This window comes from Bradyrhizobium sp. NBAIM18 (assembly GCF_020193825.1).
Taxonomy (GTDB): Bacteria; Pseudomonadota; Alphaproteobacteria; order Rhizobiales; family Xanthobacteraceae; genus Bradyrhizobium; species Bradyrhizobium yuanmingense.
The window spans coordinates 351,432-366,964 of the sequence record NZ_JADYVO010000005.1 but is presented as its reverse complement, the minus strand read 5'-3'; the positions used below and the strand labels follow the sequence as shown (position 1 = coordinate 366,964).

The 15,533-nt window shown below is 62.0% G+C and carries 14 protein-coding genes and 1 pseudogene; 5 read left to right on the top strand and 10 right to left on the bottom strand.

Annotated elements, in window-relative coordinates; all coding sequences use genetic code 11:
- The first annotated feature begins 611 nt into the window (after window positions 1-611).
- Window positions 612-875: a hypothetical protein gene (locus I6F17_RS14795; protein ID WP_225130637.1), complete on the top strand. Its 264-nt coding sequence runs from the start codon at window positions 612-614 to the stop codon at window positions 873-875.
- 425 nt (window positions 876-1,300) lie between these two features.
- On the opposite strand, the gene I6F17_RS14790 is transcribed toward I6F17_RS14795, so the two are convergent.
- The 9 genes from I6F17_RS14790 to I6F17_RS14750 all read right to left on the bottom strand — a co-directional run bounded on the left by I6F17_RS14790 (window position 1,301) and on the right by I6F17_RS14750 (window position 10,944).
- The gene (locus I6F17_RS14790) at window positions 1,301-2,503 is read right to left on the bottom strand and encodes an ABC transporter substrate-binding protein (protein ID WP_225130635.1); all 1,203 of its coding nucleotides are present in this window, start codon (window positions 2,501-2,503) and stop codon (window positions 1,301-1,303) included.
- Window positions 2,504-2,552: 49 nt separating this feature from the next.
- Entirely contained in the window at window positions 2,553-3,260 is a 708-nt protein-coding gene (locus I6F17_RS14785) for an SDR family NAD(P)-dependent oxidoreductase (protein WP_225130633.1), read from the bottom strand.
- Between the two features lie 71 nt (window positions 3,261-3,331).
- Window positions 3,332-4,342, bottom strand: coding sequence for a nitronate monooxygenase family protein (locus I6F17_RS14780; RefSeq protein ID WP_225130631.1), 1,011 nt, complete (start codon window positions 4,340-4,342; stop codon window positions 3,332-3,334).
- Window positions 4,343-4,365: 23 nt separating this feature from the next.
- Complete coding sequence (locus I6F17_RS14775; protein WP_225130629.1) at window positions 4,366-5,553, bottom strand: acetyl-CoA C-acyltransferase; 1,188 nt, start codon at window positions 5,551-5,553, stop codon at window positions 4,366-4,368.
- Window positions 5,554-5,566: 13 nt separating this feature from the next.
- Complete coding sequence (locus I6F17_RS14770; protein ID WP_225130627.1) at window positions 5,567-6,697, bottom strand: acyl-CoA dehydrogenase family protein; 1,131 nt, start codon at window positions 6,695-6,697, stop codon at window positions 5,567-5,569.
- Window positions 6,698-6,720: 23 nt separating this feature from the next.
- The gene (locus I6F17_RS14765; RefSeq protein WP_225130625.1) at window positions 6,721-7,902 is read right to left on the bottom strand and encodes an acyl-CoA dehydrogenase family protein; all 1,182 of its coding nucleotides are present in this window, start codon (window positions 7,900-7,902) and stop codon (window positions 6,721-6,723) included.
- A gap of 12 nt (window positions 7,903-7,914) precedes the next feature.
- Complete coding sequence (locus tag I6F17_RS14760) at window positions 7,915-8,652, bottom strand: SDR family oxidoreductase (protein WP_225130623.1); 738 nt, start codon at window positions 8,650-8,652, stop codon at window positions 7,915-7,917.
- 44 nt (window positions 8,653-8,696) lie between these two features.
- Entirely contained in the window at window positions 8,697-10,184 is a 1,488-nt protein-coding gene (locus I6F17_RS14755; RefSeq protein ID WP_225130658.1) for an AMP-binding protein, read from the bottom strand.
- A gap of 121 nt (window positions 10,185-10,305) precedes the next feature.
- Entirely contained in the window at window positions 10,306-10,944 is a 639-nt protein-coding gene (locus I6F17_RS14750) for a 2-hydroxychromene-2-carboxylate isomerase (protein WP_225130621.1), read from the bottom strand.
- A 195-nt stretch (window positions 10,945-11,139) separates the two neighbouring features.
- Here I6F17_RS14750 and I6F17_RS14745 point away from each other — a divergent pair, with 195 nt between their 5' ends.
- Window positions 11,140-11,652 carry a helix-turn-helix domain-containing protein gene (locus I6F17_RS14745; RefSeq protein ID WP_225130619.1) on the top strand — a complete coding sequence of 171 codons (513 nt, stop codon included), beginning with the start codon at window positions 11,140-11,142 and terminating at the stop codon, window positions 11,650-11,652.
- A 221-nt stretch (window positions 11,653-11,873) separates the two neighbouring features.
- Here I6F17_RS14745 and I6F17_RS14740 read toward each other — a convergent pair whose 3' ends face one another.
- Window positions 11,874-12,263 (bottom strand): hypothetical protein, encoded by a 390-nt coding sequence (locus I6F17_RS14740; protein WP_225130617.1) that lies wholly within the window; start codon window positions 12,261-12,263, stop codon window positions 11,874-11,876.
- Window positions 12,264-12,722: 459 nt separating this feature from the next.
- On the opposite strand from I6F17_RS14740, the pseudogene I6F17_RS14735 reads away from it, so the two are divergent.
- The 3 genes and pseudogenes from I6F17_RS14735 (at window position 12,723) to I6F17_RS14725 (ending at window position 15,388) form a co-directional block, all read left to right on the top strand.
- Window positions 12,723-13,582 (top strand): annotated as a pseudogene (locus I6F17_RS14735) (YqaJ viral recombinase family protein).
- A complete protein-coding gene (locus tag I6F17_RS14730; protein WP_225130615.1) occupies window positions 13,566-14,747 on the top strand; it encodes an ERF family protein in 1,182 nt (393 codons plus the stop codon). Before I6F17_RS14735 ends, I6F17_RS14730 begins: the two are co-directional and overlap by 17 nt.
- Window positions 14,744-15,388, top strand: a complete 645-nt coding sequence (locus tag I6F17_RS14725) for a hypothetical protein (RefSeq protein WP_225130613.1) — start codon at window positions 14,744-14,746, stop codon at window positions 15,386-15,388. Before I6F17_RS14730 ends, I6F17_RS14725 begins: the two co-directional genes overlap by 4 nt.
- Window positions 15,389-15,533 lie beyond the last annotated feature (145 nt).

Sequence of the window (15,533 nt, the reverse complement as noted above, 5' to 3'; positions counted from 1 at the left end):
AGCTGGATACCGTCATCGAATGGGACGATGCCTAGAAGGCTCGCCGGGCGTGGCCGAACGTCGAGGTCGGAGCGGGCCGCGACGCCCGGCGCGACGCGCCGCTGGACGAATTCACCGTTCTTCGTTGGACGCGCCAGGCGCGTAGCGCGTATCCGAGAATGAGACCAGCGCCGAAAATGGAAGCAGAGACAAACGCAGAAGTCATGAGAGTCGTCCTGGGAGTCGTCCTGGATCGTGCGCGTCCTATCAAGAGTGAGCAGTGTGTCGACATCATGGTTCTCGAGGATTCGCGAGCGCCGAAAAAATGTTCAAGGTTCGGTCTCCTTTGTCCATGCATGCCGCGCGCGCGGCAAGGTTGCCGACCTCGGGCTGATCTCGTCTCGGCCGGAGGTGATCATCGAACACTCTCTATATATATGACGACGACATATCTAAGAGACGTTCTCGCAGCCCAATGCATCAAGGCCCGTCGCGGTCGATCCGACGCGCGTTGGCGACACCATGCGCCCCTGCAACCGGAAGTTCGGCGTCAGCCGGCCAGCCCGTGCCCTTGCAACCATCCGGAACCCGTCGCATTATCACCCATCGCATTTCATGAGGGATTCAATCCAATGAACTTCCGTGCCCTTATTCCATCCATTGCCCTGGCCGCCCTCGGCCTCACTTTGGCGACATCCACGGCGTCGGCCGCCGAGCTCGCACTTGCTCCGTCACACCGGGCGGCCGCCGCCCAGGGCGGACTTGTGTTCTGGGACGACGTCTACCCGCCGGCGGTCTATGGCCCGCAGCTGCGCCCTGCCGAGGAGGTCGCGGCGATGAAGGCACAGGCGCGGCCGGTGTCCCAGCGCTGGTGGGGATATTGGTACGTGCGGTAACGCGCCGTAGCAATCGGCCGGGAGTCGAGCTTCGCCCAATCGTGAACCGCCGCCATGTGGGCAACCGCTGGCGGCGGTTTTCGCTTGTCCAGAAACTCCGCAAACCGCAATCTTTCGTAGCCAAGTACGAAGGTGGCGATCGGCGCCTTGACGTCATCGAGCATTTGCCGAGGCACTCGGAGCTGATCGGCTGAAGCTGCTTCGGCGCTTCATGCGTGAAAGAAAACAATTGCAGCTTCCATTTGCGCCTGTGATGCCATCAACCTCGACTGCACTGACCAATCCGCGATTTCTGGATGTCCGAGAATGCTCGGCTGAAATTGGTCAGCCGACCGTGTCGAAGCGGAGGCTTTGAGGTAGCAAATCAATCTCCAAGCCCCAACTCCGATAAGGAGAACCCAGCATCACGGGCGCTCTAGTGCTGATTAGTTTTGGTCGGCACTCAGAACACTACCGAACTGCTCCCAGGAACTTCCGGTCCAGCGTTGCAGCTGAAGCTGCGTGTACGCCATACTGTTGCTCGGGCCGGTGTTGATCGCAATACCAGGCATCAGCGTCGGAAGCACGAGTCCTTTGATGTTGCGCGCCTGCTTCAGAATGTTCTCGCGCGACAGATCGTTGCCGCATTGCTTGAGCACCTGCTCCAGGATCTGACCTTGCTGGGTCCCGAACAGGTAATTGTTGTCGCCAATGTCGGAGCCGGAAAGGTATTTCTCGAAGTGCTCCCGATACCACTTCATACCCGGGTCGTCGGCCCACCGCTTGTCGTTCGTATCCTTTGTTACGGTCGCTGCAATAACCCCGACCGCCTTGTCCGCTCCGGCAGGCACAATGGTAGCGGAGACCGAGCTCGAGACATAGTTGATGATGGTCAGCGGCGACCAGCCGATCTCGCTCGCCTTCTTGATTGCCTGGGCGGTGAATTTCGGCGTGCCCGCGATCACGAAGGCCTGGGCCCCCGAGGCCTTGAGCGACACCACATGAGATTCGATGGTGGGTTCGGTAACTTCGTAAGGCGAGGCGACCACCTTCCGGTCGAAATCGGCTTTCAACGCCTCCTTGAACGCCGCGACGAAATCCCGGCCGAGGTCGTCATTCTGGTAGAGGATCGCGATCTTTGCGTCGGGCTTGGTCTCGGTGAGGTACTTCGCGTAGATCTTGCCTTCGGTGTTGTAGCTCGGCAGTCCCGTGGTCGTCATCGGGAAGTCGGCGAATTTGGCAAACTTGGTCGCACCGCTGACGACGAAGAGGTGTGGCACCTTTTTGCCGTTCACATATTTGACGGTTGCACTGAGACCCGGTGTCCCGAGCGGGCTGAACAACAATGCCACCTCGTCGCCCTCGATCAGCTTCCTGGTCTGTTCGACGGCCTTTGGCGGGCTGTAGGCATCATCATAGGTCATGATGTTGATCTTGCGTCCATTGACGCCGCCACGGTCGTTGATCGAGCGAACGTAGGCGATGAGGCCCTTGCCGGTATTGCTGAGCGGAGACGCGGGGCCGCTGAATGGGAATGTCGCCCCGACCTTGATCTCCGATTCCGTCACACCGGGCGTGTCGGCATGAACCGGTATCGCGGCAAATGCCGCAAGCGCGGCCACGGAAAGCGCGAGTTTCCTCATCAACATCTAAATTCCCTCCTGAGCTTGTTATGATTTGAGCGGCGGTGCTGCTGACTTACCAACTACCAGGCTTCACCGAATGGCCTGATCTCCACATTGAACGACCAGGCACTGCGGTCCTGGTGAACGACATGCCAGATCTCATCCGCGATCGCCCGCGGCTTGATGAAGAAGTCGTCCGGCCGGTCCGGCCAACGCTCCTTGTCCATTCAAGGTCGATCACGGCGTCGATAACGACATAGGCGACGTGGACGCCCTGCGGTCCGAGATCACGCGCGATTGCCTCGGCAAGGATGCGTTGTGCCGCCTTGGTCGGCGCGAAGCCGGCAAAGCCCGGCTTGCCCCGCAACGCCGATGTGTTTCCGGTCGCGACGATGGCCCCATGGCCGGCCTGCGTCATGGCCGGGGCAAACCGCCGCGCCAAATAGAGCAGCCCCATCGTGTTGACCTGGAAGTTCCGGTTGAGAATTTGCGGATCGATCTCACTGAACCTGCCGAACGCGCCACCTACCGCGTTGTGAATGACGACACTGGGACTGCCCAGATCCCGCTCGACGGCGGATGCCGCGTCCTCGACTTGCGCGGCATCAGACACGTCGCATCGATAAGCTTTTGCGCCCGGTAGCTCCTGCGCCAGCGCGGCGATACGCTCCTCATTCCTGGCGAGAAGCGCGAGACGGTATCCTCCCTCGGCGAATCGCCTTGCCAGCGCCGATCCCGTGCCTGGCCCAACGCCGGATATCAGACAGACAGGTGCGCCCATGCGATCAGATCTCCATGTTCGGCCGGCACGTCATACCGGCTCGCGACCATGCCGTGCCCGGAGGCACCGCATCAGGCGACTGCGCGCGCCTTCTCAGTCTCGACCTTGCCGTCGAGGAAGCCGGTCAGCCGCTGACGGATGATCGTCTCCGCTTCGCTCATGATGCGATCGATCAGCTCCTCGACCGTCGGTATGTCGTCGATGAGGCCGACCACCATCCCGCAGCTCCAGGCGCCGGCGTCCATGTCGCCGTCGACCATCACCTTGGCGTACACGCCCGCGACCTGGTCGTGGATGTCCTCGATCTTCAGGCTCGCGCCTTTCTCGCGCTCGATTTCCACGAGCTGGGCGACCCCTTTGTTTTTGAGGACACGCTCGGTATTGCGCAGCGCGCGCATGACGAGCACCGTGTCGAGCTCGCTCGCCTTGACGATCGCATGCTTCACGTTGTCGTGGACCGGCGCCTCCTTGGTGGCAACGAAGCGGGTGCCCATGTTCATGCCCGAGGCGCCCATCGAAAGCGCAGCGACCAGGCTGCGCGCATCGGCCATGCCACCCGAGGCAACGAACGGGATCTTGAGCTCATCGGCGGCGCGCGGCAAAAGGATCATGTTGGGGATGTCGTCCTCGCCGGGGTGGCCGCCGCACTCAAAGCCATCGACGCTGACGGCGTCGCAGCCGATCTTCTCGGCCTTGAGCGAGTGCCGGACCGACGTGCATTTGTGGATCACCTTGATGCCCGCCGCTTTCAGCGCGGGCATGTACTGTTCCGGACTGCGGCCAGCGGTCTCGACCGCCTTGACGCCGCCCTCTCTGATCGCCGCGATATACTCGGGGTACGGCGGCGCCGAGAAGGTCGGCAGGAAGGTGAGGTTCACGCCGAACGGCTTGTCGGTCATGTCGCGACACCGCGCGATTTCCTTCGCCAGCAATTCCGGCGTCCGCTGGGTCAGGCCGTTGATGATGCCAAGGCCGCCGGCATTCGATACCGCAGCGGCGAGCTCGGCAAAGCCGACATAGTGCATGCCTCCCTGGATGATCGGATGCTCGATGCCGAACATTTCAGTGATCGCTGTCTTCACGAATGACCTCCCCGCGTTTCCGCTCAGTGAATGATTTCGAACAGACCGGCGGCACCCATGCCGCCGCCGATGCACATGGTGACGACGCCGTACTTCGCCTTGCGCCGCCGGCCCTCGATCAGAAGGTGGCCGGTTAGCCGCGAACCCGTCATGCCGTAGGGGTGGCCGATCGCGATCGAGCCGCCGTTGACGTTGAGCTTGTCCGGATCGATGCCGAGCTTGTCGCGGCAATAGATCACCTGCACCGCATAGGCTTCGTTGAGCTCCCAGAGGTCGATGTCGTCGATCTTCAGATTGTGGCGCTTGAGCAGGCGCGGGATTGCGGCCACCGGACCGACGCCCATCTCGTCCGGCTCGACCCCGGCGGCGACGAAGCCGCGGAAAATGCCGAGCGGCTTGAGGCCCTTCCTGGCCGCGATCTTGTCGCTCATGATCACGCAGGCCGAAGCGCCGTCCGACAGCTGGCTGGCATTGCCGGCACTGATGGTCTTGCCCTCGAACACCGGCTTGATCCTGGCGAGACCCTCCGCGGTGGTTTCCGGTCGCGGGCCTTCGTCCTTGGTGAGCGTCACCTGCTCATAGGTGACCTCCTTGGTGTCCTTGTTGACGAGCGCCATCTTCGTCGTGAACGGCACGATCTCGTCGTTGAACCGGCCCGCCTGCAGCGCAGCACCGACACGGCGCTGGCACTCGAGGCTGTATTCGTCCTGCTTGTCGCGACCGATATTGTAGCGCTCGGCCACGACCTCGGCGGTGTCGAGCATCGACATGTACATTTCGGGCTTCATCGCCATCAGCTCTTCGTCGACGGCGTGGAACCTGTTCATGTGCTCGTTCTGCACGAGGCTGATCGACTCGATGCCGCCGCCGATCGCGACCTCGACCCCGTCAAGCATGACCGAGCGCGCGGCCACGGCGATGGCCTGCAGGCCCGAGGCGCATTGCCGGTCGATGGTGGTGCCGGCGACCGTGACGGGCAGGCCCGCCCGGATCGCACCCTTGCGCGCCACGTTCATCACCATGGTGCCCTGCTGCATCGCGCAGCCCATCACCACGTCCTCGACCTCGCCGGGCGCGATGCCTGCCCGCTTCACCGCTTCGGCCATCACATGCCCGGCCATGGTCGGGCCGTCCGTGTTGTTGAGCGCGCCGCGATAGGCCTTGCCGACGGCGGTCCTTGCGGTGGAAACGATGACTGCTTCTGTGGTCATGCTGGCCTCTTCTCTATGCGGCCGCGTCCAGCTGCGCGTAGCGCAGCACGTGGAAGGCGGGATCGCCGAACTGGATGTTGATGGAGGAGATACGCTTGAAATAGTGCCCGACGTTGAGCTCGTCGGTCATGCCCATGCCGCCGTGAAGCTGCACCGCCTGGTCGGCGACGAACTTGCCGGCGTAACCGATCTTCGACTTCGCGCCGGAGGCAAGCCGCGACAGCTCGGCATCGCCGGAGTTCAGGCTGAGGGTCAGATGTTGCATCAGCGAGAGTGCCTCCTGATGCGCGATGAACATGTCGACCATGCGGTGCTGGAGAACCTGGAAGGAGCCGATTGTCGTGCCGAACTGCTTGCGGGTCTTGGAATAGTCCAGCGTCGCCGAATTCAGCTCGCCGATGGCGCCGACGGCCTCGGCGCACAGCGCGGCGATGACGCGGTCGCGGCAGGCCTCCAGTGCACCGACGCCCTCTCCTTCCCTGCCCAGCAACTGCGCGCGAACCCCGCGCAGGCTGATCTCGGCGGCGCGCCGGCCGTCAATGGTCTTGAAGCTCTGCAGATCAACTCCCGCGGCATGGCGGTCGACCACGAAGAGACCGACACCGCCGCAGTCGCGCTGGCCGCCGCTGGTCCGGGCCGAGACGATCAGATGATCCGCCCAGGGCGCCGACACCACCATGGTCTTTTCGCCGCTCAGGACATAGTCGCTTCCCTCGCGCCGCGCCTGGGTGGCGACGTTGGCGAGATCGAAGCGGGAGGCCTTTTCGGTCCAGGCCAACGCCCAGAGCTTGCTGCCGTCGACGATGCCTGGAATGAGATCCTGCTTCTGCTCCGGCGTACCCAGATGCTCGATCAATCCGCCGGCCAGCACCACCGTCTCGACGAAGGGCTCGACGACGAGGTGACGGCCGAACTCATGCATGATGATCATGGTCGACAACGGACCGCCGCCGAGACCGCCCGCTTCTTCTGAAAACGGTGCCGCAAGCAGGCCGAGCTCCGCGAAAGCCTGCCATTGCGTCCGGCTGAAGCCCTCCTCGCTCGCCACGATCCTGCGCCGCGCCTCGAAATCGTATTGATCCCGTAGCAGCCGCTGCACGCTGGAGCGCAGCAACTCCTGCTCTTCCGTGAACTGGATATCCATCCGATCCTCCCGATGCGCCGCGGCTAGAGGCCGAGCACGGCCTTGGCGATGATATTGCGCTGGATCTCGTTGGATCCGCCGTAGATGCTGAGCTTGCGCGCGTTCAGATATTTCTCGGACGCCGTGTGGCCGTGATCGGGACCCGGCATGAAATGGTTGGCGCTGGCCGGGTGCTCGCGGATGGCAAGCCCGTAATTGCCGATGGCGCGATGGGTGAGCTCGGTGATGTCCTGGAATATCTCGGTACCGCGAATCTTGAACAGCGAGGCCGCCGGGCCGGGATCAATGCCGCGCGCCATCTGTGCCACGACGCGAAGCTCGGTCGCCTCCAGCGCCAGCAGGTCAAGCTCGATGCTGGCGATGTCCCGCAGGAATTCGAGGTGCGCGGGATCGTCGGCCGGGATCTCGGCCTTCACGATCCGCTTCAGCTTGTTGATGTAGCGGGTGGAGCGGCCGATGCCGGCCATACTGGTGCGTTCGTTGCCGAGCAGGAATTTGGCGTAGGTCCAGCCCTTGTTCTCCTCGCCGACCAGATTTTCGACCGGCACGCGGACGTTCTCGAGGAAGACGTCGTTGACCTCGTGGCTGCCGTCGATCGTGATGATCGGTCGCACCGTGACGCCGGGCGACTTCATGTCGATCAGCAGGAAAGAGATGCCGGATTGCGGCTTCGCATTCGGATCGGTGCGCACGAGGCAGAAGATCCAGTCCGCATGCTGGGCGAGCGTGGTCCAGGTCTTGTGACCGTTGACGACATAATGGTCGCCGTCACGCACCGCCTTGGTTCTGACGGTCGCAAGGTCCGAGCCGGAGCCCGGCTCGGAATAGCCCTGGCACCACCAATCCTCGCCGGACAGGATCCGTGGCAGGAATTTTGTCTTCTGCGCCTCGTTGCCGAAGGTGTAGATGACGGGGCCGACCATGGTGACGCTGAACGCCAGCGGCGGAAGCGTCCCGGCCCGGGAGGTCTCCTGCTCGAAAATGAAGCGCTGTGTGATCGACCAGCCGGGACCGCCATATTCCTTCGGCCACAGCGGCGCGATCCAGCCCCTCTTGTAGAGAATGCGATGCCAGAGCAGCGACTGTTCCTTGGTCAGATCGGTCTCGGGATTCGGAACGCGCATTTCCTCGGGGTAATGATCCCTGATGAATGCGCGAACCTCGTCGCGAAACGCCGCATCTTGCGGCGACAATGCGAGCTCCATCGAATCGGCTCCCTACCACTTCTCGCCGAACGGGCGGATCTCCAGCTCAAATGTCCAGGCGGTCTTTGGCTGCTGGTAGAGCTGCCAGTAGGCGCCGGCGACGGCCGCCGGCGGCATCAGGAGGTCCGGATTGTCGAGCGCGTTGGCGCCAAGCGCCTCGATGCGGCGCTGGCGCACCCACTCCGTATCGACACCGGAATCGATGATGAGATGCGCAACATGAATGTTCTTCGGACCCAGCTCGCGCGCCATCGCCTGCGCGACCGCTCGAAGGCCGAACTTCGCGCTGGCGAAGGCGGCATAACCGCTGCCTCCGCGCAAGGACGCGGTCGCCCCGGTGAAGAAGATCTTGCCCCCGCCGCGAGCCGTCATCAGCCGCGCCGCCTCACGCCCGGCCAGGAAACCGGAATAGCAGGCCATTTCCCATACCTTGCGGAACACCCGCTCGGTGGTGTCGAGAATCGGGAAGTTAACGTTGGCTCCGATGTTGAAGATGCAGACCTCGAGCGGCGCATGCTTGTCGGCGTCATTCAGGAAGGAGGTGATCTCCTCCTCCTTGCGGGCATCGAGCGAACGGGCGTGAATTTCGCCGCCCGCGGCTTCGATGTCCTTGACCAGCGGCGCGAGCTTGTCGCCGTTGCGGCGGCCGGCATAGATCGAAAATCCCTCAGCGGCGAATTTCTTGGCGATCTCGGCACCGATGTAGTCTCCTGCACCGATCACGGCTGCGGTCGCGTTTCTCTTCTGCATGGCCTTTTCCTTCGTTGCGAGAGACCTCTTTGTGAGGCAGAGCGTCAGCCTGGACTGCGCAGGGACTCAGCCAGTTTGTGCTTCAGTATCTTGCCGGTGGACGTCGCTGGCAGCGTGTCGATCAGGATAATTTCCGACGGTCGCTTGTACGAGGTAAGTTGCGGAGCAATGTGGGCCAGCAGATCCTGCGCCGTCGCCTTGGAACCCTGGATGAGCTGGACGAAGGCGACAACTTCCTCATTGCCCTCGACCGGCCGGCCGACGACGGCACATTGCACCACCGACTCGTGCGTGCTCAGCACGGCCTCGATCTCAGCCGGGTAGACGTTGAATCCTGACCGGATGATCATCTCCTTGGTGCGCCCAACGATGTAGAGAACATCGCCTTCGACGCGAGCCAGATCGCCGGTATTGAACCAGCCATCCGGATCGATCGCCTTCGCAGTCAGATCCGGTGCCCGATAATAGCCGCGCATCACGTTCGGCCCACGGACATGGAGTTCACCGACCGCATCCGCCGCCACTGGTTTGCCGTCGCGGCCCACGAGCTTGGCCTCCAGGCCCGGCAGGACTGTCCCCACCGCATGATCCGCCCTCGGCGACTCGCTCCGCACGCCCGAAATGCCCGGTGAGCATTCCGTGATCCCGTAGCCATTCAGCAGCGGCAGGCCCAGCTCTTGCTCGACGCGCGACTTGAGCTCGAGGTCAAGCGGCGCGCCGGCGACCGCGATCAAGCGCAGGGCGCCGCGATCGAGCTTTGGCAGGCCGGCATTGCGGCGGTACTCCAACAGGCGCTGATAGGTCGCAGGCACACCGTTGAGGATGGTGATGCCCTCCTCCGCCATCGCCTTCACCAGGGCTGCCGGATCGTATTTTGCGACCAGGCGGACCCTGGCGCCGACCATCAAGGTCATGGTGAGCAGCGAGATGCCCACGATGTGCGAGATCGGCAGCACGCAATATTGCACGTCGGCCGCGGTCATCCTGCGCCACGCGGCGGTGCCGCGCGCACTGAATAAGAGGTTGCGGTGGGTCAGCATTACGCCCTTGGGCGTGCCCGTAGTGCCAGAGGTGTAGATGAGAACTGCGACTTGTTTGGCGCCATCGGCTTCGACCGGCTCCGCCGCCGTGTCCGTGTTCAGCGCGGTCACGCCGATATCGCGCAGCGGCCCAAGCTCCTGCACCGGCGCATCGCACCGTGCAGCATGAGTGGCGGCTTCCTGCGACACCCCGGCAGTGAAAAACACCCGCCTTGCGCCGCTGTGATCCCGGATCTGGTCGATCTCGCGCGGGGACAGCCGCGGATTGACGACAATCGCCCAGGCATCGAGCAAGCTCGCGGCGAGCAGCAGACAAGCGAGCGGGATCGAATTCTCGCTGACGATCATCATGCGGTCGCCGGCGCGGATGCCAAGCGCACGCAGCTTGTCAGCGGTGGCCTGAACCGCCGCATCGAGTTCGCGATAGGTCAGCGTCCCCATATCGTCGACCAGCGCCACGCGATCCGGTGTTGCTGCGACATGCGGCGCCATCGCGTGATGGATCCGGCTCGGCAGACCGTCCACGCTCCCGACTGTCTCCTGGGTCAATGAGACCACGGCACCCTCCCTGAGAAACGGCTTTTTGCCTGTTAGTTTTGCCTAGATGTTATGATCACGCCGTCTTGCGCCGGGCGCTGGCGAGCTGCGCGAGGATTTCCTCTTCGACGTCGCGCAGACTGTCTTTGCCGAAATAGATTTCGTCGCCGACGAAGAAGGTCGGAGAGCCGAAGCTGCCGCGCTCCACGGCGCGCGTGGTGTTCTCGATCAGCTTCTTTTTGACGTCATCCTGCTGGGCGCGCGCGATGATGCGGTCAATATCGAGACCAGAGGACAGGAACGCCGCGCGAAATACCTGCGGGTCGTCCATCTTCTTGGGCTCCACCCACATATGATGATAGGCGGCGCGGAAATAGGGTTCGAACAGGCTTTCAAACTCGGCCGCGACGACCCCGCGCATCAGGCTCAGCGTATTCACCGGAAAGAACGGGTTCGGCGTGAACCTCGTGACGCCGTGGCGGCGCAGGAAGCGCGCAGTCTCGAGCGCATTGTATTCCGGCTTGTTCTTGATCCCGCGCAGCGAGTCCGCCGGAGACATGTTGCCCGTCGCCTTGTAGACGCCGCCAAGCAGGACCGGGACATAGTCGAACCTGATCCCGGTGCGCTTCTCGATATCAGGCAAGGCGAGCTCGGCCAGATAAGCGTTGGGACTGCCGAAATCGAAGTGAAACTCAGCCTTCAGCGCAGCAACCATGGAACGCTCTTCCCTTCGTTACATCGGCGGTTCAACCGCCGTCTCGTTTGGCTCGGCGTGAACCATAAGTTCTGTTATAGAACTGTCAATATGATATTCGTCATCCAATGCCGTGGGCAACAGCATCCTATTGAAATCATGTAAGTTCTGTTTTAGAATTTATTTTTCTGAAGTCGAAAAGCGCGGAGCAAGTTGATGAAATGGGATGCACTCGAAGAGGAGCCATGCTCCCTGGCCCGCACCGTCGCTGTGATCGGCGATCGTTGGAGTCTGCTCGTCCTTCGCGAGTGCTTTCTTCGCATCCGACGGTTTGACGACTTCCAGGCGTCGCTAGGGATTACCCGCCATCTGCTCGCCGACAGGCTGAAGAAGCTGGTGCGCTTCGGCGTGCTGCGGAGAATCCCCTATCAGGACGCACCAAAGCGTTACGAATACATCCTGACCCAGAAGGGCCTGGATCTGTATCCCATCATCATGTCGATCGTGCACTGGGGCAACGTGCACATGGTCGATTCGCGCGGACGGCCGATGCTGCACGAGCACAAGAGCTGCAAGAGGATGTTCGATCCCGTGATGGTCTGCTCTGAATGCGGTGAACCGCTGGCGGCCAAGGCTGTGCATGTGCATCCGGGACCTGGTGCACGGCAAGCTTCACCGGTTCATGCAAAAGCACAGCAACGAACGAAGAGCGGTCGAGAGCGGGCTTGAGGCGCGGCATGACTCCACGTTGGCTTAGACGAGCGCGGTAGCCAGGAGCGATTCGTGCGTGGCGCATTCACGATGCCGCCACGCTCCTTGCTCGATTGGCGCACGATTGAGCCAGATTGAAATCCTCACCGTTCGTGCGATTGACGCCATGGGTTTCGACAGGCTCTCTAGACGCAAGGCCCTGACGTTCAGCGTCTAGCCGCCCGCGCGTCCCTTCTTTATCACATCTCTTTAAGCCAGCGCTTCAGGGCCCGCCGTTGCGCGGCCCGAACCGGTTTCTCATAGCGCTCCAATCCAACAAGACGCTTCGCCAGCTTCGGGCTCGGGCATTCCAATAGCGCGACAAGCATATCATGGCGGGCCTGCCGGATGCGGCCCAGCCACAGATTGGCCCGGACGAGATTCTCCATCTCGAATAAGCTTTGTTGCGCCAGGCCCACCGTGATGGCGCCGGCCAATGCGCTGGAGCTGACATCGCCTTCTCGATTCAGACGCGAGAGACCGTGCTGACGGGCATTGCGGCTCGACCGCGTCTTACCGGCCTCGGTCTTAGGACCCGTGCTTCGTTTGGCGTTCGATCGGTTCGCTGCGATTTTTCGTTCTGACGCCATGCCGCCTCTACTTGGGTCTTGCTCTCGTCCCGACGCTTCCCTCGAAGTGGCTACGACTTCAAGCCTCGGATCGAGAAACAGAGATGATCGTGCGAGGTCCGTGGCTTCCATGCATTCAGGAGGGGAGCCCGCCGCCACCCCCGCTTAAGGCGGTTGAAGACCAAAGGCGCCTCTTTCTGGTACTTGCCACTCGCCCGTTTTGGTTTTGATTTGTCAATTTTGAGCGAGAGCGCGTCCTTCACAATCCGTTCGCCTGGGCTTTCCCTTGCTGAACATCGCCAATAGTCTCGCGCTAACTCGAGCAACAAGATTGCTGCAAAAAGGACTGGCATTCCGCTGCGATTGGAGCATTACTGAGTCGGCCGGGCGCGCGATGGCGCCACCGGTATCTCACCTCGCAGATGCGAGGCTTCAGGCAGTGCGGCGACAAGCGCCGCTGTTCTGGAGTAGGAGATACCAGTGGGTAGCGTACAGAGTGACGGCCCGGCCGGGCCACAATATCAAATCATCAGGTTCAACCCAAACGACCGCCGGCATTTCGGCGGCTCAGACGCCCGCATCATCATGGGCGATGACCAGGAGAGCCTCATTCGCCTTTGGCGCGAAAAGCGCGGCGAAGCAGAGCCGGAGGATCTCTCGGACAATTTGATCGTTCAGCTCGGGACCGTCACAGAGGTCTTAAACCGCGCCTGGTATCAGCGCGCGAGCGGCCACACGATCAAGGACATCCAAAAGCGCGTCCGTCACCCCGTGCACAAATGGATGGCCGCAACGCTGGACGGGACCGTCGAGCAGACCGGCGCGGTCTTCGAAGCCAAGTTCATGCTGCCCTGGGCTTTTACCGAGGAAGCAGCGGCCGAGAAGCACATGGCGCAGCTGCAGCACAACATGTGGGTGATCGCCGCCCGCAATGCGGTGCTCTCGATCATCACCGGCGGCGGCAAATGGGTCGAGATCAAGATCCACGCCGACCCGCTCTACCAACATCTCCTCCTTACCGCCGAGAAAAAGTTCTGGCGCTGCGTCCAGAGTGGCGAGCCGCCCGCTCTGTTCAACATCGAGACGCCGCGCCCGAGGCTAGAGGCTGTCAAAGTCGTTGATATGTCCACTTCCAATCAATGGGCGGAACTGGCGGCTACCTATTTACGAACCCGCGACGCGCACGGCAACATGAGGCAGCCAAGGCCGACTTGAAGAAACTCATGCCGGAGGACGCCAAGGAAGCCACAGGGCACGGGATCAAGGCCAAGCGGTCCAAGTCCGGCGCGATCAGCTTCGAGGCTCAGGCGACGGAGAGGCCCCATGCATCAGTCCAGTGAGCGCATCGGGACTATCGCGGCCGCCCTCGCCCGAGCTCAGGCCGAGCTGACCAACCCCGAGAAGTCCCTGACGGCGGTGATCCGGTCACCATTCCCGCGGGAGGATGATCGGACCTTCCGCTACGCGTCCCTAGCCTCTGGCCTGGACATCGTCCGCAAGACGTTAAGCCAGCAGGAGATCGCCACCATCCAGACTACTCGGATAGAGAAGGTCACCGGCCAGATCCACCTCACTACCCTGCTGGCCCATGCTTCCGGCGAATGGATTTCTTCGGACCTTCCGGTCTGCGCCAGCAAGGATGTCGAAGCGCCGCACCGGATGGTTGCGGCGCTGACCTATGCCCGCCGCTATGCCCTCTTTGCACTGGTCGGGATAGCCGGAGAGGACGATTTGGACGCGCCTGACGTCATTACAGGGCCTCCCGTTGCCACCGAGGCCCAGACCGCGTCAGGACCGAAGGGAAAGTTGCCTACGGGCGTCCTGAACCGGTCACCGGTCCTGCCCCCTGAACACTCGGCCGAGCTTCTCGATCGCCTCTTGGGCGAACTTGCTCTTCAGGGGGGCGTCGAAGAGCTGCTTGCCTGGGCCAAGATCAGCCTTTCCCTCAAGAACACTCTTCTAGAGGCGGACGCTCGCGCTCTTGAGGCCGCCTACCAGAAGAGGCTCGAGGAAGCTGCCCCTCCAGACATCGATCCAGCAGAGCAGCCGGCCGTGCCAGCGGTCCGACGGTCTCTACCTGAGGATTCTCCTTCGGAGACATCCGGCGACATTTTCGCACCTGCCAGCCCCTCTCCCGGACAGCAGGTCGGCCTCGCCTTCCCAAAGGAGCCGCCCCGACGACGAAGCAAGGACCACCTCTCCTTCATCCGCAGCCAAGGTTGTCTCGTTTGTCAGAAGACACCTGCTGATGCGCATCACCTGAAGTTCGCTCAACCACGCACCTTGGGACGCAAAGTCAGCGACGAATTCACGGTGCCGCTCTGCCGATCGCATCATCAATCCCTACACCGACACGGAGACGAAAGAGCCTGGTGGACCAACCTGCAAATTTCGCCGCTGCCGATCGCAAGGCAGCTTTGGGATGCCAGCCCCGTCCATGTGGCGAACGGAGTAGAGGTGGCTGCACCAGCAGCACGCCCGCTGTCGGAGGCGCGAGGTCAATGAATGGCGCTGTCAATCTTCCCCAAGCACACTCGGCGAAAGTCTTGCCCTCTCAATTCGAGGCGCTGTGTCACCCGCCTCAACTCCTACCGGGAGAGAACATCGATCAGTATTATGCCCTTCAGGCCGCAATCTTCCGCGACCTTGCACCTCAATCAGCGATCGAGTGGTTGCTCGTCATCGACATCGCCGAGCTCTCCTGGGAGATGCAGCGCTACCGGATATTGCGGCATCGGGTCCTGAACACCTACCGCCAAAAGGCTATCGAGATGACGCTTCGCCGCGTCGACCTTACCGGCATTGCCCCGGAATTTCAGGACGTCGCTGAAATCTATACCATCAATAATGCCCTGGACTGGCAACTGGACGCTTCTGCTGCGCTTGATATCGAAGCTCGCCTTCGATCGTACGGTTTCGATCAACACGCCATCAATATGGAGGTGTACGTTCAAGCGCGCGAGATCCTCGCGCTGTTTGAATCACTGCATAACGGAGCACAACTTCGGCGCCTGATGTTGCTGAAGGAAATCAACAACCTCCGACGTTTACAAATGGCGCATCCTGCAAATAGTACTCGGCGTCCGCAAAGCGGCGCCGCCCTTCCACGAAGAGGTCTTGCTGACGAGGCCTCGCATGGACTCTAAGTTCGTCCGCAAGTGGCCTTCTAGGGACGCGATGATGGAGCAGGCAAGCAGCTCCGAGTTCTTAAAGACGTTCATCTTGCAGATGAGGCTATAGGCTGCGCGATATTCGCTTTAGTCGGTCGAGATCGAGCACGCGCGCTGCTCC

Coding starts and splice junctions, on each gene's coding strand:
- I6F17_RS14795 (WP_225130637.1), top strand. CDS start 612: ATGAACTTCCGTGCCCTTATTCCATCCATTGCCCTGGCCGCCCTCGGC.
- I6F17_RS14790 (WP_225130635.1), bottom strand. CDS start 2,503: ATGTTGATGAGGAAACTCGCGCTTTCCGTGGCCGCGCTTGCGGCATTT.
- I6F17_RS14785 (WP_225130633.1), bottom strand. CDS start 3,260: ATGGGCGCACCTGTCTGTCTGATATCCGGCGTTGGGCCAGGCACGGGA.
- I6F17_RS14775 (WP_225130629.1), bottom strand. CDS start 5,553: ATGACCACAGAAGCAGTCATCGTTTCCACCGCAAGGACCGCCGTCGGC.
- I6F17_RS14770 (WP_225130627.1), bottom strand. CDS start 6,697: ATGGATATCCAGTTCACGGAAGAGCAGGAGTTGCTGCGCTCCAGCGTG.
- I6F17_RS14765 (WP_225130625.1), bottom strand. CDS start 7,902: ATGGAGCTCGCATTGTCGCCGCAAGATGCGGCGTTTCGCGACGAGGTT.
- I6F17_RS14760 (WP_225130623.1), bottom strand. CDS start 8,652: ATGCAGAAGAGAAACGCGACCGCAGCCGTGATCGGTGCAGGAGACTAC.
- I6F17_RS14755 (WP_225130658.1), bottom strand. CDS start 10,184: ATGGCGCCGCATGTCGCAGCAACACCGGATCGCGTGGCGCTGGTCGAC.
- I6F17_RS14750 (WP_225130621.1), bottom strand. CDS start 10,944: ATGGTTGCTGCGCTGAAGGCTGAGTTTCACTTCGATTTCGGCAGTCCC.
- I6F17_RS14745 (WP_225130619.1), top strand. CDS start 11,140: ATGAAATGGGATGCACTCGAAGAGGAGCCATGCTCCCTGGCCCGCACC.
- I6F17_RS14740 (WP_225130617.1), bottom strand. CDS start 12,263: ATGGCGTCAGAACGAAAAATCGCAGCGAACCGATCGAACGCCAAACGA.
- I6F17_RS14730 (WP_225130615.1), top strand. CDS start 13,566: ATGCATCAGTCCAGTGAGCGCATCGGGACTATCGCGGCCGCCCTCGCC.
- I6F17_RS14725 (WP_225130613.1), top strand. CDS start 14,744: ATGAATGGCGCTGTCAATCTTCCCCAAGCACACTCGGCGAAAGTCTTG.